The organism is Neobacillus rhizosphaerae (genome assembly GCF_937468385.1).
GTDB lineage: Bacteria > Bacillota > Bacilli > Bacillales > Cytobacillaceae > Neobacillus > Neobacillus rhizosphaerae.
Map to the genome: position 1 here is coordinate 1 of NZ_CALBWS010000050.1, position 18,261 is coordinate 18,261.

General features: G+C 36.5%; 25 protein-coding genes. 6 read left to right on the forward strand and 19 right to left on the reverse strand.

From position 1 onward, the window contains the following. Positions 1-143: 143 nt before the first annotated feature. The 5 genes from M5A78_RS23490 to M5A78_RS23510 all read right to left on the reverse strand — a co-directional run bounded on the left by M5A78_RS23490 (position 144) and on the right by M5A78_RS23510 (position 3,402). On the reverse strand, positions 144-998 hold the full coding sequence (locus tag M5A78_RS23490) for a patatin-like phospholipase family protein (protein ID WP_264760481.1): 855 nt from the start codon (positions 996-998) through the stop codon (positions 144-146). Between the two features lie 90 nt (positions 999-1,088). Then, positions 1,089-1,868, reverse strand: coding sequence for an ABC transporter permease (locus tag M5A78_RS23495; RefSeq protein WP_248737694.1), 780 nt, complete (start codon positions 1,866-1,868; stop codon positions 1,089-1,091). Beyond that, entirely contained in the window at positions 1,865-2,773 is a 909-nt protein-coding gene (locus tag M5A78_RS23500) for an ABC transporter ATP-binding protein (protein WP_248737695.1), read from the reverse strand. Before M5A78_RS23500 ends, M5A78_RS23495 begins: the two co-directional genes overlap by 4 nt. Then, entirely contained in the window at positions 2,773-2,970 is a 198-nt protein-coding gene (locus M5A78_RS23505; protein ID WP_248737696.1) for a PLDc N-terminal domain-containing protein, read from the reverse strand. The genes M5A78_RS23500 and M5A78_RS23505 overlap by 1 nt, the downstream gene beginning before the upstream one ends. A gap of 108 nt (positions 2,971-3,078) precedes the next feature. Beyond that, entirely contained in the window at positions 3,079-3,402 is a 324-nt protein-coding gene (locus M5A78_RS23510) for a DUF4870 domain-containing protein (RefSeq protein ID WP_248737697.1), read from the reverse strand. A 193-nt stretch (positions 3,403-3,595) separates the two neighbouring features. On the opposite strand from M5A78_RS23510, the gene M5A78_RS23515 reads away from it, so the two are divergent. Continuing rightward, the gene (locus tag M5A78_RS23515; RefSeq protein WP_248737698.1) at positions 3,596-4,723 is read left to right on the forward strand and encodes an amidohydrolase; all 1,128 of its coding nucleotides are present in this window, start codon (positions 3,596-3,598) and stop codon (positions 4,721-4,723) included. 304 nt (positions 4,724-5,027) lie between these two features. Beyond that, positions 5,028-5,588: a GNAT family N-acetyltransferase gene (locus M5A78_RS23520; protein ID WP_248737699.1), complete on the forward strand. Its 561-nt coding sequence runs from the start codon at positions 5,028-5,030 to the stop codon at positions 5,586-5,588. Positions 5,589-5,644: 56 nt separating this feature from the next. Here M5A78_RS23520 and M5A78_RS23525 read toward each other — a convergent pair whose 3' ends face one another. Both M5A78_RS23525 and M5A78_RS23530 read right to left on the reverse strand, forming a co-directional pair. After that, positions 5,645-5,803, reverse strand: coding sequence for a hypothetical protein (locus M5A78_RS23525; protein ID WP_248737700.1), 159 nt, complete (start codon positions 5,801-5,803; stop codon positions 5,645-5,647). An 85-nt stretch (positions 5,804-5,888) separates the two neighbouring features. Then, positions 5,889-6,662 (reverse strand): SDR family oxidoreductase, encoded by a 774-nt coding sequence (locus M5A78_RS23530; RefSeq protein WP_248737701.1) that lies wholly within the window; start codon positions 6,660-6,662, stop codon positions 5,889-5,891. Between the two features lie 239 nt (positions 6,663-6,901). On the opposite strand from M5A78_RS23530, the gene M5A78_RS23535 reads away from it, so the two are divergent. Then, positions 6,902-7,378 (forward strand): Hsp20/alpha crystallin family protein, encoded by a 477-nt coding sequence (locus M5A78_RS23535; protein ID WP_248737702.1) that lies wholly within the window; start codon positions 6,902-6,904, stop codon positions 7,376-7,378. A 257-nt stretch (positions 7,379-7,635) separates the two neighbouring features. Then, positions 7,636-8,094 (forward strand): Hsp20/alpha crystallin family protein, encoded by a 459-nt coding sequence (locus M5A78_RS23540; protein ID WP_248737703.1) that lies wholly within the window; start codon positions 7,636-7,638, stop codon positions 8,092-8,094. Between the two features lie 106 nt (positions 8,095-8,200). Here the strand turns inward: M5A78_RS23540 and M5A78_RS23545 are convergent, their stop codons facing one another. Both M5A78_RS23545 and M5A78_RS23550 read right to left on the reverse strand, forming a co-directional pair. Beyond that, positions 8,201-8,659, reverse strand: a complete 459-nt coding sequence (locus M5A78_RS23545; protein WP_248737704.1) for a FixH family protein — start codon at positions 8,657-8,659, stop codon at positions 8,201-8,203. 12 nt (positions 8,660-8,671) lie between these two features. Beyond that, positions 8,672-8,950: a hypothetical protein gene (locus M5A78_RS23550; protein WP_248737705.1), complete on the reverse strand. Its 279-nt coding sequence runs from the start codon at positions 8,948-8,950 to the stop codon at positions 8,672-8,674. A gap of 95 nt (positions 8,951-9,045) precedes the next feature. Between M5A78_RS23550 and M5A78_RS23555 the strand changes: the two genes are divergently transcribed. Beyond that, the gene (locus M5A78_RS23555) at positions 9,046-9,291 is read left to right on the forward strand and encodes a DNA alkylation repair protein (protein WP_248737706.1); all 246 of its coding nucleotides are present in this window, start codon (positions 9,046-9,048) and stop codon (positions 9,289-9,291) included. Positions 9,292-9,361: 70 nt separating this feature from the next. On the opposite strand, the gene M5A78_RS23560 is transcribed toward M5A78_RS23555, so the two are convergent. The 6 genes from M5A78_RS23560 to M5A78_RS23585 form a co-directional block, all read right to left on the reverse strand. Beyond that, the gene (locus M5A78_RS23560) at positions 9,362-10,159 is read right to left on the reverse strand and encodes a hypothetical protein (protein WP_319942328.1); all 798 of its coding nucleotides are present in this window, start codon (positions 10,157-10,159) and stop codon (positions 9,362-9,364) included. 106 nt (positions 10,160-10,265) lie between these two features. Beyond that, the gene (locus M5A78_RS23565) at positions 10,266-11,174 is read right to left on the reverse strand and encodes a CobW family GTP-binding protein (RefSeq protein WP_248737724.1); all 909 of its coding nucleotides are present in this window, start codon (positions 11,172-11,174) and stop codon (positions 10,266-10,268) included. Positions 11,175-11,267: 93 nt separating this feature from the next. Continuing rightward, a complete protein-coding gene (locus tag M5A78_RS23570; protein WP_406603743.1) occupies positions 11,268-12,716 on the reverse strand; it encodes a lmo1851 family serine protease in 1,449 nt (482 codons plus the stop codon). Between the two features lie 270 nt (positions 12,717-12,986). Further along, on the reverse strand, positions 12,987-13,691 hold the full coding sequence (gene deoD / locus M5A78_RS23575; protein ID WP_248737707.1) for a purine-nucleoside phosphorylase: 705 nt from the start codon (positions 13,689-13,691) through the stop codon (positions 12,987-12,989). Between the two features lie 377 nt (positions 13,692-14,068). Continuing rightward, positions 14,069-14,377, reverse strand: a complete 309-nt coding sequence (locus M5A78_RS23580) for a YodL domain-containing protein (protein ID WP_406603744.1) — start codon at positions 14,375-14,377, stop codon at positions 14,069-14,071. Positions 14,378-14,625: 248 nt separating this feature from the next. Next, positions 14,626-14,799 (reverse strand): YozD family protein, encoded by a 174-nt coding sequence (locus tag M5A78_RS23585; RefSeq protein ID WP_248737709.1) that lies wholly within the window; start codon positions 14,797-14,799, stop codon positions 14,626-14,628. A 189-nt stretch (positions 14,800-14,988) separates the two neighbouring features. On the opposite strand from M5A78_RS23585, the gene M5A78_RS23590 reads away from it, so the two are divergent. After that, complete coding sequence (locus tag M5A78_RS23590; RefSeq protein ID WP_248737710.1) at positions 14,989-15,156, forward strand: hypothetical protein; 168 nt, start codon at positions 14,989-14,991, stop codon at positions 15,154-15,156. Here the strand turns inward: M5A78_RS23590 and M5A78_RS23595 are convergent, their stop codons facing one another. From M5A78_RS23595 to kamA, 4 genes are all read right to left on the reverse strand, one after another. After that, complete coding sequence (locus M5A78_RS23595) at positions 15,157-15,852, reverse strand: hypothetical protein (RefSeq protein ID WP_248737711.1); 696 nt, start codon at positions 15,850-15,852, stop codon at positions 15,157-15,159. 137 nt (positions 15,853-15,989) lie between these two features. Beyond that, the gene (locus M5A78_RS23600) at positions 15,990-16,211 is read right to left on the reverse strand and encodes a YozE family protein (RefSeq protein WP_248737712.1); all 222 of its coding nucleotides are present in this window, start codon (positions 16,209-16,211) and stop codon (positions 15,990-15,992) included. Between the two features lie 163 nt (positions 16,212-16,374). Beyond that, positions 16,375-16,671 carry a YokU family protein gene (locus tag M5A78_RS23605; RefSeq protein ID WP_248737713.1) on the reverse strand — a complete coding sequence of 99 codons (297 nt, stop codon included), beginning with the start codon at positions 16,669-16,671 and terminating at the stop codon, positions 16,375-16,377. A 13-nt stretch (positions 16,672-16,684) separates the two neighbouring features. Then, positions 16,685-18,124 (reverse strand): lysine 2,3-aminomutase, encoded by a 1,440-nt coding sequence (gene kamA, locus M5A78_RS23610; protein WP_248737714.1) that lies wholly within the window; start codon positions 18,122-18,124, stop codon positions 16,685-16,687. Positions 18,125-18,261: the final 137 nt, after the last annotated feature.

The following is an 18,261-nucleotide window of genomic DNA, read 5'->3' on the forward strand; positions in this document are numbered from 1 at the left end:
ATCAACAATCTGCCTAAATAATAATATATAAAACATTATAAATTAGCTCTTCAAAAAAAAATTAATAGATGGAGGGCCTGCTTTCGTATGGCATTTTTACCAAGTTATTTTCATACAAAAAAGAGGCTTGTTTCCAGCCTCTTCTAAATATCAACATATTTTAATATTTCGATCATTGAATGCTTGGCATCCTCATAGCCCTGAAAATACAGCTCCGCTAGCCTGTCTGGATTTCTTTCCATTCTTCCAACCTTTAATGGCGTGGTAGGACGGATAATTAGTACATTTCCATCTCGCTCTTCCTTTTCAAGATATGATACAGTTTCATTGTAAATTCGATAGCGACTCCTTAAAGCCTTTTGCAAGCCTGTATATTCAGGATATTTCCGATCAACAAGGAAGTGAAATTTCGAAGGTTTTTTTAAATAACCTTGATTCCTTGTTAAAATGACAATGTTTTTAGCAAAGCCATCATGCTGTGCTTTTTTAATAGGAATTGGATCACTAATGCCACCATCAAGTAGAATTCTATCTTTAAAAGATATTTCGGGTGCAATAAACGGCAGCGAACTAGAGGCTCGCAACACTGTTAAAAGGTCTTTATCATATTCCTTCTTATTGTAATATACGGGCTCTCCGGTTAAACAATCTGTAGTTCCTACGACAAATTCAGAAGTGTTATTATAAAATGTATCATAATCATAGGGAACATGTTTATTAGGTATTTCATCAAAAATAAAATCCATTCCAAAAAATTGCCTGCTTTTAAAATAATTTTTCCAAGATATATATCTTGGATCAGCAGCATAATCAATCGTGACGGTTTTATTTCTCCCTTTTTGCTTCGACAAATAGGAGGCAGCATTGCAGGCACCGGCAGAAACACCAATAACATATGGAAAAAACAGCTGATTCTCTAAAAAGTATTCAAGGATTCCCGCAGTATAAACACCGCGCATCCCTCCACCTTCTAACACCAAACCGACTTGATTTGACACGCTTCCTCGTCCTTTCTAGCTAAGTTTTGCAAAATGGAATAATAGATATTATAGATTATTACTAAAATTTTGCAAAACGAAAAGACTCTATTATTGCGCAAGCTCTTTTTTTCTAAAGATAAATACACTTAAAGATAGCAAAACATTTATAAATACTGCAGCGATTAAACTGGCCGGCAGTGTATCTTCTGGAATCCCATTATCTAAAAGTACTTCATTTGCATAATTAGTTAACTGAGCCGGGCTCCATTCTAGCCAATTGGAAAGTGTGCTGCTCACGAGACTAAGAACAATGACAACGACAAGTGAAAGAAACCCGGCCATTCCAGAATTCACAAACGATGAACTAAAAAAGATGGTAACTGTTAGAATAACAGTAAGCCAAAGGGCATAAAAGAAAAAAGACTGTAAAAATTGGATGAATGGAATCCAATCAAATAATAAACCGGTATAATACCAGGTTGACAAATAGCCGATAAAAAAGGAAAACCACATTAATAAAACACTACCGGCCCATTTTGCTGACACAAATGATTGAAAGGAAACAGGTTTTACCAATATCATGGCAGCAACACCGCTTTTTCTTTCTCCGGAAATTATACCCATGGTTGTAAGAACAATAATTAGTACGCCAAGCGTAGTATATTGACCTAAACCAGTTATTAACACTTCAGCTGCTGTAGGGGTAGGTAGTTTTATTACTGCTCCCTCAGGCAGCCCGCCAACAGCATCAAGGATTTGCGGCAAATAATAGCTGGATAATGGTTCCTTTACCCCTAATAATATAAAGGTAATTGGTACCCAAATCCATTTGAAGTTTCTCCACATCTCTAAAATCTCTTTTTGTAGCAATGTCATCCATTGGCTCATTTCCCCACCACCTTCATAAACACGTCTTCAAGGGTCATGCTACTAACCTCAAATTTTTCAAGCGGCCAGTTTTGTTCGGCAATCGCTTGCAAAAAAGCACGTCTTGCAAGCGATACATCCTTCACAAAAACACTTACCTTATTTCCTTCGATCCTCACGGACTGTGTTAATTCGTGATTTGAAAGAAAATTTGCATATTTTTCTGCTTTTCCTCTAAAAAATAGGTCGATTTTAGCCTGTTGATGCCGTTCTCGGAGATCTGTCATCGTTCCTGATTCGACAATTTTTCCATTATGTAGAAACAGAATTTCGTCACAAACTTCTTCTGCGTCACTTAAAATATGTGTCGAGAATAAAATGGTAGTTTCCTTCCTTAACTCTTCGAGGAGATCCAACACCTCTCTTCTGCCGATTGGATCCAATGCAGATACAGGTTCATCCAGCATAATTAACTTTGGGCGGTGAATTAACGCTTGAGCAATTCCTAATCTTTGTTTCATCCCGCCGGAATATTTAGCTGTTTTTCGGTTTTTTGCATCGATAATTCCAACTAGTTCCAAAAGCTCTAATGAACGTTCCTTTGCTTCTTTTCCAGTTAATCCGGCAAGTTTGCCAACATAGGACAAAAATTCAAGTCCTGACATCCAATCATAAAATACAGGAAACTGCGGAAGATATCCAATAAAGTCACGGATATCCTCACCTTTCTTAGCTTCGGTAAAGGTAATGTCTCCCTCAGTTGGCTTCATCAAGCCCGAGAGAATCCTAAGTATTGTCGTTTTTCCCGCTCCGTTTGGGCCTAATAAAGCGATACATTTTTCCTTTTCTAAAGTAAAATCAAGACCCTTTATCACTTCTGTACCCTGAAAACTCTTTTTTAATCCGGAAATTTTAATTAAGGACATCAGTTACTTTTCCTCCCAATGACAAAATAAAGAATTGGACCAATAATATTTATAAATAAAATAATGATAACCCATAACCACTTCGGCCCATTAGTTTTCTCAATTCTTACGAGGTCAAAGATAGCAACGATTAATAAAATAAGCTGAATAATGAGTATTGGTGCAATAATAGGTAAATAATTTGCTAATGTATCCATGGTCTTTCCCCCTTGATTTGTTTACTTATTTCAATCATATGACGTTTAACCCAGATAAACGTTCAATAACCCGGCAAAAAATTTTGCCGGGTTTTTTTTGCAAGTTTATTATTTTATCAATCTAAAGATCAATGGGAATCTATATTCATTTCCTTCATAGGCCTTGACGGCAGCAATTATTGTAAACACAAATAGCATAACCACTAAAACGGCCATTGCCACAAATCCAATTAGGATAATGTATAAGATTCCACTAATAATAAAGTAGACCGTATAAGAAATCAATAAGTTAAAATATTCCTTACCGTGATAATCAATGAAGGCAGATTCATCCTTCTTTAATAACCAAATAATTAATGGAGCCACAACTGGGAAGAATAGGCTTAACACATAAATACCAGCCGCCAATAACCTTTCATCACTTTGTTTCATTTTTTATTCCCCCTTTAGAAAAATATATTTTTTCCATTCTTTATTATTTACGCTTTACATATATAAAAGTTTCAGACCTTTCAAAAGATTCCACATTTTTTATTAAAAAGGTCTCGATTTTCCACTTTTCCTTTAACACACAAGTTGTTAAAATAGATAAAATACTATTAATAACTTGAAGAAAGGTTTTATAATGACAAAAATACTTTTCAAAAACGCTCACGTTTATCCAATTACCTCCAAACCGATTAAAAACGGTGATGTTCTAATTGAAGAAGGAAAAATAAAAAAGATAGGGAAAAATATCAAGACCGATTTAAATGTAAAAATCATCGATTGCGGCGGTTTATACCTTTTTCCCGGCTTTATTGATGTTCATACCCATTTAGGTCTGTATGATGAAGGCACTGGATGGGCTGGAAATGATGCGAATGAAACAGCTGAAGCACTTACGCCCCACATTCGGGCAATTGATGGCGTTTATCCACTTGACCCGGCCTTCACCGATGCTGTTAAAAGTGGCATAACAACGGTTCACATTATGCCCGGGAGCGCAAATGTGATTGGCGGAACCACTTCTGTCATCAAAACCACAGGTAAAAATATCAAGAAGATGATAGTCCAAGAGGTGGCAGGATTAAAAATAGCATTGGGAGAAAATCCAAAAAGAATTCATAGCAATGGCAATAGCGACTCCATTACAAGGATGGGGATCATGGGAATGCTTAGGGAAGCATTCTATCAAGCTATTCATGCTGATAACCCTGACGAGATTAGAATTGCCCCGATTGTGATGGCACTAAAAAGGGAGATTCCCGTTCGGATCCATGCCCATCGTGCTGATGATATCATTACTGCCCTCCGTTTAGCTGAGGAATTTAATCTTGATTTACGAGTTGAACATTGTACAGAAGGACATCTTATTGCCAATGAATTAGCTGGAATAGGACTAAAGGTTTCTGTTGGTCCCACTCTAACGAGAAGATCAAAAGTTGAATTAAAAAATAAAACATGGAAAACCTATCAGGAGCTAACAAATCATGGTGTCGAAGTGTCGATTACAACCGATCATCCGTACACACCTATTCAGTATTTAAATATTTGTGCTGGGATTGCCATGAGAGAAGGCCTGTCTGAACAAATGGCGCTTGAAGGAATTACCATTCTACCTGCTAGAAATTTAAAAATCGACCAAAAGGTAGGGAGTATTGAAGCGGGAAAGGATGCTGATTTAGTACTTTGGAGCCATCATCCTTTCCATTACTTAGCAAAGCCACAATGGACAATGATTGGTGGCGAAATGGTCTATATAGAAATGTAGAAATTTGCTGAAAAATGGTTAAAAATTTAACGAAAAATCAACAAAAAATCTATTTATTTTTTTCATATTTTCTTGTATTATACTTTAAGTAAAATCATTTTAGACCTGATAATCTTGGGGGTTTATGACTATATTCTGTTAACAAAAAAAATGAAATAGGGAAGGCAAATGGTGCGCCACCGATTTAACCGGTTCTAGTGGGTTCGATTCCCACCCCGAAATTTTTTAGAAACCTAATAAAAAATTTCGAGGGTGGACCGCTTCTTTGAACTTGGGATCGGAATGCCCTAATGGAGGGATATTCATGCTAAAAAAACGTGATCTTCATGACAGCCACACATTGTACGAACTAATGACGCACCCTGATGTCTTCCCTTTTGTACGAAATAAAGCTGACTCTTATGAAGAATTCTTATTTATTACAAAACAAACAATTGAAGCTGAGGAGCGCGGTGAATTAATATCACGGACTATTCTGGATGAATGGGGTACGCCAATCGGCACCATTAATTTGTTTGATATTGAAGATAGTGCAGGATTTTTGGGAACATGGCTAGGAAAAGAGTATCATGGCAAAGGGTATAACAGCCCAGCTAAAGAAGCCTTTTTTCAGGAACTTTTTTACGAAATTGGAATCGAAACTGTTTTTATGCGGATTCGAAAAGTAAATATTCGGTCAATAAAAGCTGCGGAAAAACTTCCATATGTTGTTAAAGCAAATGATACCAGAACGTCTATCTATGAACAGTTAAATGCAAATGGCGAGGTGTATGATTTATACGAAATTCCAAAGGATCTATACTCTTTCTATCTGCTTCGGAATGGCTCCCTGCAAACAGATACTTCTCATTTATTAGAGGCGTAAAAAAGCAAGCAATCGGTCCCCGATTGCTTTTTTATTTAGATGGAAAGACTTTCATATTAATCCGTTACATTTTGTTCAATAGTTTCATTTACTTCACTAAGTCCCATTTGGAGCAAAAATTCTTCTAATTCCTCATTGGTTAATGTTTCAAAGCGGCCATCATGAAAAAAAACTTGGGTTTGATTTGGATTAATCCTGCTGATATTAAAACTCATTTTCTTTGCTCCTTTCATAGATAATTAATTCCTATTATCCACAAAAGAAGCGGTTTTCATACAAAATGTAAATGGCCTTCCAGGCCTAAGATTTTAATGCTTTCCCCAATACATCTATCCCACCAGTAACAGGGATGATACTCCCGGTAATGAAATCTGATTTTTCATCAGTAAGAAAGGAGATTACCCTACTTATGTCTTCCCCAGTACCAGGCCTTCTAATTGGGACATTTCCATTTACGGCCTCTACAGAATCTTCTATATTACTTTCCTTCCACTCATTTATTATATCCCCTGGACTGACCATATTTGCGGTGATCCCATGTTCCGCTTCTTCTAGAGCTATTGTCCTAGTTAATGAGGCTAATCCTGTCTTTGCTGCTGCAAAAACGGAACGATATATCCAGCCTGGGGAGGTTTCAACCCTATCAAATCCAATAGTAATAATTCTTCCCCATTTTTGTTTGCGCATTAATGGAATAATGTGCTTTGATAAATAAAAAACGGCACTTAAATTTCCTTGGATTAAATAATTCCACTCTTCGAAAGAGTAATCTGTCAGTTTTTTTCTTTCATGGATGTATGGACCCGCATTATGGACTAAAATATCCACCGTTGAAAAGACAGAAAGGGTTTCATTTACCATTCGAAGACAATCGTCTTGATTAGCTACATCCCCTTGAACGATGATTGTTTTTGTACCATAACAATCATGTAAGTGCTTTGCTAAGAAAACCGCTTCTGCTTCACTATTTCGATAGTTGATCACCAGCTGATATCCTTTTTCAGCAAGCTTTATTGCTGTTTGTTTACCAATACCAGAAGCTCCTCCTGTAATCAAAGCTGTCTTCTTTTTCACAATCATTACCTCTCTATATTTAGAATTCCTCTTTATACTATATGTTAAAAAGTTTTTAATATATATGCAAATATTTAATTTCATTCATTGGGCAAGCAGATTAAATCCAATCTTCATAAGATTTAATAACGGATAGGCTGCAATTAGCATAGTATGGAATATTAAAGTGTTCAGTCTAAGTCATGACTACTTTTACCAATTTCAAACATATTTTTTTTTTTTTGAAAGGATGAAAAGGAATGTTCCCTTGGAATATGTTTCCGTTTAATAAAGAAATGAAGGAAACAATGACTAATATGAAGCCCGAGGAGATCAATAATTATGTTCAAGATATCATCGGAAAAATCATGCCTGGAAACATGCAGGGAATGATGAACCCACAGGAAATGTTCAACGGGTTTCAAACTTCAGCCCCTCAACAACGATCTGCCTCGGGGGTGTTAAACTCGTCTGCCTATGAGACACATGACTATGTTTTCGTAAGAATACCGCTAAAAAATGACGAATGGATTAAAAAACTTCGCTTATATCATACTTCAAATCAGCTGATTATAGAGCACATCCCAGAGGACGAGGATACAAATACCATCACCCTTCCAGCAATTGTAAAGAGAAAAGGGGCTATCGCAAACTATAAGGAAGGCATTCTTGAAGTGAAAATTCCTAAAAATGTTGATATGCAGTATTCACAAATTGACGTAACGGAAATTTTGTAAGTGTCTTTTATGTATGGAAAAGGGGCGGAGCAACGCAAAATATATCATTCTACCCAATTTGAGAGAAAAATATTTATTTTTTCTTTGAAAAGGTGAAGCTCAACTTTGCTCACACCGCCTTTATTCTGTTGGTGTACAACTCATAAATCATTTCATCTCTATGCATAGAATTGAGAGTTGAAACTCATGGTAGTTTTTTTGCATGTTTTTTCTAATAAAAAATAAGATGAATTAACAGGTAAAAAGAATGGAGTGAAATGATGGAGATTGATAAATTAAAAAAATGGGCGGATAATGCTCAAAAATTTCAATCGGAAGAATTTTGGAATAATATATTTGATACTCAAAATAAAAATTCTACCTCTGGAAGCCCAGGAACTATGGTCACTGAGCTTTTTCCGAAATGTGATTTATATGAAACGGACACGGAACTTGTTGTCGAGGCCGAAATTCCAGGGCTCTTGAAGGAAAATCTGCATATTTGCATTCACCATCAGCTGCTGTCCATCACTGGCGAATTTAAAACCCTAAAGCAAAATCGGAAATACTTTATAAAAGAGCGGCCAAATCGAAAGTTTAAAAAAGAAATATCACTCCCCTATCCTGTAATTATTCAGCAAGTGAAATCAGAAATTCGCTACGGGATTTTATCTATTAAGATGCCAATTAACAAAGAAGACATCGAAAATATTCCAATCAATTTTAATCAGTCTTAACCTAAATAAGAGCAAAAAATATGTCATGAATGAAAAGACAGCCACATTAGGCTGTCTTTTCATAATAGTTGATTAATTATTTTCACTCTCATGGTTATCATCATGATCATTTTTGATCGTCCATGTTCATATTATCCATCGAGTCTTTGGCTTTCGGGTCTTCTGGTTCACTTGGAGTCCCTACAACGAATTCCTTTTTAGGCATATTATGCATATCTCTAGCTGTAACATGCGAGATGAAATAATAAGTTCCTTCTTGCGGGAAAGACTTTTCAAGCCTGTATATACCGTTCTTAGCATTTTTTATTTCTATTTTCTCATGCTTTTCATCCTTGGCGCGCCAAATTTCAAATATGACCTCATCCGCATCGTTGACTTCTTTATTTCCTTGAGTCACCTTCGCTTCAAATGTAATCGGCTGATTTACTTTTCCAGTCTCTGGTTTAACTGATAATTTTACTTCTAACATACCAGGTAACTCAACTGTTTTATCTTTTTGTTTACTACATGAAACCAACATACTAAATAATAGAAAGGTAATAAAAATAACTAAAAGCTTCTTCACTGATATTCTCCCCTAACTAATTTTCCCCATTATTTCTACATGCAATGTTATTAAAGCTGACTTCATTTCTGCCTTTAGCGGAGACTCGGTAACTCTTTTAATCGCAGAATAGAATTTTTCATAGGACGTTTTCCTAACTCTTGGATGTGAGTTCTCGTCTAAAAGCTCCCTCTTTATCGCATTGGTTAAAATCTCTTCACAGCTATTCTCCCCTGTTTCTAATAGACGATTGTTCCAAATTGATCGGTAAGCAGCTAGTAAATCTGCAAAAGTTTCATTTTCTTTTAACAAACCAGTCCCCCCTTTTTCCTTCATTTGCATTGTTACATATTTGTCACCATTATTGCAAAAAATAGATTTTACTAATACTAAGAAAGGTGAAATCTATGTCTACTCCATACAGATGTCCTAATTGTAAAACAAATCGTAGTCGCTTTAATTTCATTCAACAGGTTGCCCATTCAGTGAAACTGGATCCTCATTCCGGAACAGTCGTGCGGGAGTATGAAGAAGGCGCTTTAGAACCCTTCCACCTTCCATATAATGGACCAGAATACAGGATTCAATGCGGGGCTTGTGGTTTAATCGAAGATGAACGAACCTTTATAAAATTTGGTGAACACCCCCTTTAAGTCCTTCTCGTTAAACAAAGACACCTTTTTCAAAGGCTAGTCCTTTTATAAAGGTGTTTTTGTTTGCGATCTATGGAAGATCATTTTCTTCTAAAAATTGCTGTGAGTCGACCTTCCAACCATCAATGAGAGAAAATCGCACCAAATGAATATCACCTCTAAATGTTTGCCTGCCTTTATTTTTTATGTACCATTCAATTTCAATCGGAACATTCAAATTAATTTCTTCAGTTAAATCTTCTGGTGGTAAAAGTTCCATTCGGGAAATTCTTATATTTTCAACTTTCGCTAAAATGGGTTTCCACTTTATTGTTTGTAAAGAAGCCTGTGAAGTAATCCATCCATCCTGCTGTTTAAAGCCAGCTACATAGGCATTAATTACTTCGTAAGGATTTGCTTTTCCTAGATATTCATTTAAATTCCCCGATGCCTTAAGGACCATAAGCATATGGGATAAGTCCATAGTGTTTGTCCTATGGGTAGTACTGCCATAAAAATGAATACAAAAATGTCCGGGAAAGTTATTTTCTAGGGCACCTGCTCCATGCGGCATACCGTGCATTGATGCGGCAATCCATTGGTCTTTATGAATAACAATAATAGCTCGTCGCTTCCAGCTCCATTTACCACCATATATTTTTTTCATTACTTTCGTATCTTTCGTGGTCAATGGTTGTACGTCGGCATGATGACTTCCAGCACGTCTTTGCACTTTGAATTTTTTTCCCGTTTCTACATCCAAAACAGTGAATTTCGTATACTTAGGTAATATATGATTTACGTCTTTCCAGTCCAGCATCTCAATTTTATAACTAATATCTGATGCGGCATGAATCCCTTGACCATAAAGGAGGATATGAATAATCACAAAAATACACACAACCTTCTTCAGTTTAAACCCTCCTTTTAATGGTTTTTAGTTACATTAAAAGAGTTACCTGAAGAAGTGGTTATCATTCATTTAAGATTGATTTTTAACATGTTTTTTCTAAACCGGCCAATTGTACTTGAATCTCATTCCATTGGATGTTTTCGCCGATAAAGACGAGATTTAATGGCAAATTCATATCTTCCTTCATGTAAAGAGGCATCCCATATGAAAATTGAAATAAAAATGGATGAGCAGATTGCTCAAACTTTATATAACCCTTTATCCGGTATATCGTATCAGGCAATTCTTTTAAGAATTCCTCAAACCTAGAATGATTTATAGCTGTCTTAAATTGGTATACAAATGTTGATAAATGTAAATCAATTCGTTGGGATTCTTTTGTAAAAGAAACAGATAGCTTTCTAAGTTGGTCAATCGATACTTGAGAATAATTCGTTAGCAAACACCTTGCTGTTTGATTGATTGCCTGGATTTCAAATGAAATAGCCGCTTGTTCCTTTTCTTGTAAATCATCCATTTTGTTAATAATGATAAAATCTGCATGTCTAACTTGTTCATGGATTAGCTGCTGAAGTTGCGGGCTTAATAATTTTCTATCTTTCCATCTCGTTCCATCAACAAGTGTAATAATACCTTTAATCATCAATTTATCTGCAAACAAAGGAGATAGGATCGCATCCAAGACTTCAACAGGATGGGCAGCACCAGTCGTTTCAATATAAATGACATCCGGTCTTTCTTCTACTAATAAACCTTGAAGCTGGGCTTCAAGCTTGTCTTGAATAGAGCAGCAAATACAACCGCCTAATAACTCTTTTAGTGACACATCGTCATCTACAGCATTAGAGTCAATCGATACTTTTCCTAATTCATTCATCATTACAGCGACTTTTCTAGATGATTTCTGTTCATCCTCTAGTAACCGTTTAAGTAATGTTGTTTTTCCACTGCCTAAAAATCCTGATAAAATATAGATTTCAGCTTTTTTCATCTTCATTTCCCTTCACTCTTTTCATCGCCCTTGATTATATGTGTAATGGTCAAAAGAAATGAACCCGACTCAGTTGAATCGGGTCCCCCTTTTTTATTTCATTCTTCCCTTTAAAACCTCTATTGCTTTTAGCATTTGCGTATCATTTGTTTTAATTTTTTCTCTTAAAAGATCCATTAGCTTTAAAGTAGATTCACCTTTTAAAACTCCATTTGCAGGGAGTTTTTGTGCTTTTTGAAAGGCAACCACAGCTGCTGAAGTTTTTTCATCGAAGAATCCATCTTCTCTACCAGGGTCATAGCCAATAGCCTTCAACATCTTTTGGGCTGTCTGCACATCCGTAGATGAAGTTGACAAGGCAAGCTCCTTATCTGGGTTGATAATTGGCAATGTTGCATAATCAGGTAGAGCAACCTCTACATCTGGCATAATTCCTTTTTTGTGAATCCAAGTTCCATTCGGTGTCAACCATTTGGCAATTGTATATTTCAGGTTAGAGCCGTCTTTGAAATCAGCGGCAGTCTGAACCGTCCCTTTTCCAAATGATTTCTCACCAACTAGCGGTACACCAGCTGATTCTTTTACAGCAGCGGAAAGAATTTCTGAAGCACTTGCTGAGCCTTTATCAATCAATACCACAAGAGGAAGGTTTGGATTACCCTCATTTTGCGAAGGGATTTCTTTAATTTTTCCGTTCCGGTCTTCTTCTTTGACAATTAATTTTCCTTTAGGAACAAACATACTGGAAATACTGATTGCCTGGTCTAATAATCCCCCTGGATTTTGACGAAGGTCTAATACAAGGCCTTTCATTCCCTTTTTTTGTAAATCATTCAAGGTATCAACTAATTCTTTTGATGTATTAGTTGAAAAGCTTGTAATTTGAACTTTGGCAATTGAATCATCAACCATTTCTCCATAAACTGTTTCAATCGGAATCTCATCACGAATAATCGGAACGGTCATCGGGGCTTCGATACCAGGACGTTGAACCATTAATTCTACCTTTGTCCCCTTTTTCCCCCTGATTAAGGTCACTGCCTGGGTTGAATTCATTCCCTGTAGGCTTTTTCCATCTACTGAGGTAATCATGTCATTTGGTTTTAAACCGGCTTTTTCAGCTGGCGAACCTTTTATCGGAGAGACAATGACAATATGCCCATCCTTTTCTTGAATTTCGGCACCAATTCCTTCAAACGAAGAAGAAATACTACCATGAAAGCTTTTTGCTTCCTCATTACTCATATAATCGGAGTAAGGGTCATCCAGAGATTCCACCATTCCATTTATCGCACCATTTATGAGCTTTTTTTGATTTAAATTCTTGTAATACCCATTTTCCAATGTATCATATGCTTCATAGAGCTTATTGAATTCTGTCCTCTGTGGAGCAACCGTTACTACCTTTTCCTTTCCAAATGCAAGGGCGAAGGTCGTAATCCCTGCAGATAGAAAAACGATGAAAAATAACAACATAATAAAGTGAAACTTTTTCAATCGAATATAGCCTGACTTATTTTCTGTTGCTTGCTCTTGTTCCATTTTTTCTTCTAGAGCCTTCTCTTGTTCAACATTCTTTTCTTCCAAAGCCTTCACCACTTTCATTGACCATAAAAATAAGAAATATACTAGCACTAAATTAACAGCAAATGCTAAATGGTTTTTCAAATTTTCACGAAGCTAGTTTCAGATACTAAAAGGTAAACCCTTAGTGATTAGAATAACATCTTTTTTATAAAAAAACACAAGAAAAGTTAATGAAATTAATATTAAATAAAATACCCCTTCCTTTAAGGTTGGGGCGTAAAGTCTTTATTCCTTGATTGCTGCCTCTAATGCCACTTCAATCATATCATTGAATGTCACTTGTCTTTCTTCAGCTGTTGTTTCTTCACCTGTTAAGATGTGGTCACTAACGGTAAGTACAGAAAGTGCTTTCCGGTCAAATTTTGCGGCTAACGTATAAAGAGCAGTCGTCTCCATTTCGATAGCAAGAATTTGATATTTTGCCCATTTTTCAAGCTCGGCATTATCATTATAAAACGAATCTGCCGTGAAAATATTTCCTACCTTCAAATTAAGTCCTTTGGCTACTCCAGCATCATACGCCTTCCTTAGCAAATCAAAGTTGGCGGCTGGTGCAAAATCAACATGGCCAAAGGTAAGTCGATTCATATTTGAGTCTGTCGAACTAGTCATAGCTAAAATAACATCGCGGACTTTTACATCCTTTTGAATCGCACCACACGTACCAACTCTGATTAGATTTTGCACATTATAGCTATTCATTAATTCATTTACATAAATCGAGATGGACGGTACACCCATTCCGGTTCCTTGAACAGAAATTCTTTTTCCTTTATAGGTTCCGGTGAAGCCAAACATATTTCGAACCTCGTTATAACATTTTGCATCCTCTAAAAACGTTTCAGCGATATATTTTGCACGAAGCGGATCTCCTGGAAGTAATACCGTCTCCGCAATTTCGTTTTCTTTAGCTCCAATATGTACACTCATAAAAAAACCTCCTTACAATTGTCGGTACTATTTCATTCTGTACCATAGACACTATAACATAAACACTATTTAAGGAAAACCTCTCAGAAAAATAGACATGAATTTTTAAAATTGTGGGAAGCTATTGGTAAGTATTTAAGGAGGGATTAACCTGGGAAAAAAACATCGAAGTCGAGTAAACGGACAAAAAAAAAATAATCACATTCCTGCTGAGGCAATTGTAGCAGAACACGAAGCACATGCAAAAGAGCATAAAGCAGCTGGAAGAAAGAGATGATCAAAAAAAGCACAAGTCTCCTTAGTGTATGGACTGAGGCACTTCGACTGAAATAAAATAAACCTAAGGAATTTTTCCTTAGGTTTACCGTTTGATTAGTTTAGCAAAGCAAGATTCGATTAATGGGAAACCAGCCGCCGGGTTTCAGTTGAAAATAGTATTGACCGCCGCGACCTTCATCAATTAGGATGATATCTCCTGTTGAGAGGAACCTCCCGTTATAATTTGCAGGAATTCTGTCGGTAACATTAAAGCGGCTAAATGTTTCCTGCAAACATTGTTCACGATTATTCGCTGGAATAGTTGTTCGATAAACCTCTTTATGCCCTTTATGTTCGCGGTACTTTGGAGTTTGAAAGATCGTAACATCATACGGTATGCTGGCTCTTTTAATTAATACCTTGATCATCATACACCTCCAATTATTAGAATTATTTATCTATTCTAATAATTAGCGATGATCATTGTCGAATCCTCCATAGAAATCTCACTATTTTTGTCGAATAGTAATTTTTTTTAAAAACAAGACTGTTTCTTGTGAGAATTTTTCATATACAGCGCTTGCACAAACAAAAAGAGAGCAGGGAATGCTCGTCTCTTGTCATCATCTATCGTAAAAAGAAGAGACTTCTTGCCTCACTTTGATTAAATAGATTCTTATTCATCTTGTACTTCTTCGTCAATAATACTTTTTTCAATTAAGTATTCGAAGGTAATGTCTGCGATTTCTTCTAACTCTTCTTCGCTAGGAACGTATCCCCTTTTCACAAGCTCATGAAAGAAAAATTCGGCAATCTCTTCAGTATCGATAAATACTTCAACTTCTCTCATTAGCATCGCCCCCTTTTTAGTGAATGTATGATGTTTATAGCTTTTTCATGCTATTTAGTTTAAATAGCAATATACATTGATTAATGCTACGGATATTTTCTATTGAACAAATATTTTTAAGGAACGTACATGTCTTTTTCAGATTGGACAAGCATAGGATGATTGTAAAGAACTATATGAGGTGATTGAATGTCAATTTTACAATTGAAGCTTGAGGCATGGTTAGAAGATGTAAATCAGGAGGATGGCGTCACCCTCCGCCTATTTGAGAAGATTTTGGACATGATGTTTTTTCTCATTAAATGGGCCGGTTTACCGTTTGTTATTTATTTATTTTTAATTATCACGAAGTGGTAATTAAACATGGCTTTTGCCATCATTACTTCCAAGACTTTCTAATTTTCTGAGAATCACCCTCATAACCTGATAGTACTCCTGATCTTGAAACATTTCATATAAAATCCGGTAATCATTAAATATATCCAATAAATTGTCAATTAATTCCTTTTTCTCTTTTTTTCGTTCAATTTCTTCAATTTCCGCTTTTCTTACCATACCCTGTAATTTTGGATTCTTTTCTATTTTTTCCTGTTTATTCACTAAGTATAAGAGACCAAGCTTTTGGATAAATGTATCAGCATTCTCAGCATCTGCTACAAGTGTCAGCTCCTCTTCGCCCGCTTCGAGCCATTCCCCATCACTAACCCTGGATAACTCATAAATGACATCTTCCCAGGCATCTTCTTTGTAGCGCCATATTTCTGTTCGAAAGCCAACCACTTTAAATAAATCGGCACCATAACCACTAACTTGAACTAAATCTCCGAAGAAAAACTTATATTCGATATCAATTTGTTCCTGTTCCATTACCAAGCCATCATATTCAGAAAGCAATTGCAAGGCTGATTCAATGAATAGCCCATCACTCTTATTTACTTCATACACATACTTCCCATCTAGCCATTTAACATCTGTTATCCTGCCGACAGTACCGTAAATTGTAATCACGACCGTGTCACCGATCTTATATTTCGGTTTTTTCCTGTTCGCCATGTCCTCCCATCCCCTTTAAATGAGTAGTCGTGAATTTTAATTACAATAGTATATGCACGGAAAGGATAAAAGCGCATGTCAATTGTAAAATGAAAAAATCGCCTCGAATTAAGAGGCGACAGCAATTTCTTCTTGATTTAGCTTTCTGTACTAATATATTGGTGCCAAACTTCATCAAAAACCGACATCGATTCCAAATAAGGTCCATTGAGTTCTAAATAAGAACTAAGCTCATGGTAATCATCTGCTGTTTTCGGGAAGGTATGATCCAAGTAAGCATCGTTTGCAAATTGACTAATCTCATCCATTGGGGCTGGATGTCTATATTTCATTAAAAAATGATAAAAGGATTTCCTCATATAAAATCGCCCATTTCATCCAGAATCACTCTATTCGTTTTGCTAAGAAATACTATAACGAATACTTCCGGAATCGTCCAGTACATACATTAAGAAAACTCGCCGACTGGAGAGCCATTAGGCGAAGACAGAGGCGTATTTGCTCTGATGCCTGATAAGAAAGTTAACCTTCCCTATCGGCTGAAAAATCAAAATAATTCTTCTTCAATAACCTCGGAATCCCCATTAATTCTTCAAAGAAAATCACTTTTCCCACCCGTTTGCAATCAATTAAAAACAAATGGTTCTCTATTTCCTTTACAATTGCTTCACTTTGATAAATCATTTCACAGTCTCTACAGCTATAGGTAGGAGTTGCGGTAATTTCAATTGCCCTCGAGCCATCGGGTAATTCCCAGAAAACGGAGTCAGTAATTAGCTCTACATTTCTGCTGTTGCACCATTCACATGCAATTCCCATGAAAGCCTTCCTCCTATTCCTTAATTGGCTCAGCTGTATTATCTGCAATTGCCATTTCTTTACTTCCCTTTTCTTTCTCGATCAATGCCTGAAATTTTTTATCTTTTAATTCATCTCGTCTTCCGCGTTTATCTTTTAACGATGTATGGGCAGGATCGCTGTTGTAATCAATACGGCGATTTAGCCTTGTTAGCCCATCGGGAACCAGGTTAAAATGTTGATCATTCATAATTCCGGCAATTCCGGCAAGCGATCGCTTTTCTTCCATGTCAGGATAAATTTCGTGAAAATAGCCTTCTGCCCTGCCAGGAACATAATTTTCAGGCTCAGGATAGGACGTAATCACCCCTTCAAAGTTACGGAGGACAACCTTTTCTGGGCTTTGTGAAATTAAATAATTCGGTTGTAGAGCAATTTTCCCACCACCACCAGGGGCATCGACAACAAAGGTTGGAACAGCGTACCCACTTGTATGACCACGGAGACCCTCGATAATTTCAAGTCCTTTAGAAACAGGTGCGCGGAAATGACCGATTCCTTCTGAAAGATCACATTGATAAATATAGTAGGGGCGTACTCGAATTTTCACGAGATCATGCATCAGTCTTTTCATGATTGGAACACTGTCATTAATTCCAGCAAGGATAACTGACTGGTTACCAACTGGAACGCCTGCATTGGCAAGCAATTCACAAGCACGTTTTGAGTCCTCAGTAATTTCGATGGAGGTATTAAAATGAGTATTCAACCACACAGGATGATACTTTTTCAATATATTGCAGAGGTTTTCCGTGATTCTCTGTGGAAAAACAACAGGTGCTCTTGTACCAATCCGTATTATTTCTACATGATCAATTTCACGTAAATTTTTGAGGATGTATTCCAGAATATTATCATTAATTAAGAGACCATCTCCTCCGGATATTAAGACATCCCGCACCTGCGGTGTTTGCCTGATATAGGAAATGGCAGCATCAAGTTGCTTCTTCGGAACCCCCATCCCAATCTGTCCTGAAAACCGTCTTCTTGTACAATAGCGGCAATACATCGAACATTGATTAGTTACCAAAAAGAGGACCCGGTCAGGATAACGATGTGTTAAACCTGGAACTGGCGAATCTTCATCTTCATAAAGGGGATCTTCTAGATCATACTTTGTTTTATATATTTCCTTTGAAATGGGTACGGATTGCATTCTAATCGGGCAGCGTGGGTCATCGGGATTCATCAAGGATGCATAGTAGGGCGTAATATTTAAGGGGATTGTTCTCGTCGAAATTCTTACTCCCTCTTCTTCATCTGGAGTTAAATGAATTACTTTTTTCAAGTCATCCAAAGTTCGAATTGTATTCGTCAATTGCCATAGCCAATCGTTCCACTGCTCTTCTGTTACATCCTTCCAAAGCTCAATATCCTTCCAATGCCTTTTTGGTTTATATAAAAACTGTTTCATATCATTTCCCCCTATTCTCGCTATATTAAAAAATATGCAAGAATTGTGCCAACTAACCAAAATAGCTACAGTACTTCATTTGAGTGGATATCCCTATTTTTCAAATCAAAATCCATAAAAAAAGCGCCGAAAACTCG

Excerpts from the sequence above, each read along its gene's own strand:
- M5A78_RS23495 (WP_248737694.1), bottom strand. The coding sequence starts at position 1,868 with ATGAGCCAATGGATGACATTGCTACAAAAAGAGATTTTAGAGATGTGG.
- M5A78_RS23500 (WP_248737695.1), bottom strand. The coding sequence starts at position 2,773 with ATGTCCTTAATTAAAATTTCCGGATTAAAAAAGAGTTTTCAGGGTACA.
- M5A78_RS23505 (WP_248737696.1), bottom strand. The coding sequence starts at position 2,970 with ATGGATACATTAGCAAATTATTTACCTATTATTGCACCAATACTCATT.
- M5A78_RS23510 (WP_248737697.1), bottom strand. The coding sequence starts at position 3,402 with ATGAAACAAAGTGATGAAAGGTTATTGGCGGCTGGTATTTATGTGTTA.
- M5A78_RS23515 (WP_248737698.1), top strand. The coding sequence starts at position 3,596 with ATGACAAAAATACTTTTCAAAAACGCTCACGTTTATCCAATTACCTCC.
- M5A78_RS23520 (WP_248737699.1), top strand. The coding sequence starts at position 5,028 with ATGCTAAAAAAACGTGATCTTCATGACAGCCACACATTGTACGAACTA.
- M5A78_RS23525 (WP_248737700.1), bottom strand. The coding sequence starts at position 5,803 with ATGAGTTTTAATATCAGCAGGATTAATCCAAATCAAACCCAAGTTTTT.
- M5A78_RS23535 (WP_248737702.1), top strand. The coding sequence starts at position 6,902 with ATGTTCCCTTGGAATATGTTTCCGTTTAATAAAGAAATGAAGGAAACA.
- M5A78_RS23540 (WP_248737703.1), top strand. The coding sequence starts at position 7,636 with ATGATGGAGATTGATAAATTAAAAAAATGGGCGGATAATGCTCAAAAA.
- M5A78_RS23555 (WP_248737706.1), top strand. The coding sequence starts at position 9,046 with ATGTCTACTCCATACAGATGTCCTAATTGTAAAACAAATCGTAGTCGC.
- M5A78_RS23565 (WP_248737724.1), bottom strand. The coding sequence starts at position 11,174 with ATGAAAAAAGCTGAAATCTATATTTTATCAGGATTTTTAGGCAGTGGA.
- M5A78_RS23570 (WP_406603743.1), bottom strand. The coding sequence starts at position 12,716 with ATGGAACAAGAGCAAGCAACAGAAAATAAGTCAGGCTATATTCGATTG.
- deoD (WP_248737707.1), bottom strand. The coding sequence starts at position 13,691 with ATGAGTGTACATATTGGAGCTAAAGAAAACGAAATTGCGGAGACGGTA.
- M5A78_RS23580 (WP_406603744.1), bottom strand. The coding sequence starts at position 14,377 with ATGATCAAGGTATTAATTAAAAGAGCCAGCATACCGTATGATGTTACG.
- M5A78_RS23585 (WP_248737709.1), bottom strand. The coding sequence starts at position 14,799 with ATGAGAGAAGTTGAAGTATTTATCGATACTGAAGAGATTGCCGAATTT.
- M5A78_RS23590 (WP_248737710.1), top strand. The coding sequence starts at position 14,989 with ATGTCAATTTTACAATTGAAGCTTGAGGCATGGTTAGAAGATGTAAAT.
- M5A78_RS23595 (WP_248737711.1), bottom strand. The coding sequence starts at position 15,852 with ATGGCGAACAGGAAAAAACCGAAATATAAGATCGGTGACACGGTCGTG.
- M5A78_RS23600 (WP_248737712.1), bottom strand. The coding sequence starts at position 16,211 with ATGAGGAAATCCTTTTATCATTTTTTAATGAAATATAGACATCCAGCC.
- M5A78_RS23605 (WP_248737713.1), bottom strand. The coding sequence starts at position 16,671 with ATGGGAATTGCATGTGAATGGTGCAACAGCAGAAATGTAGAGCTAATT.
- kamA (WP_248737714.1), bottom strand. The coding sequence starts at position 18,124 with ATGAAACAGTTTTTATATAAACCAAAAAGGCATTGGAAGGATATTGAG.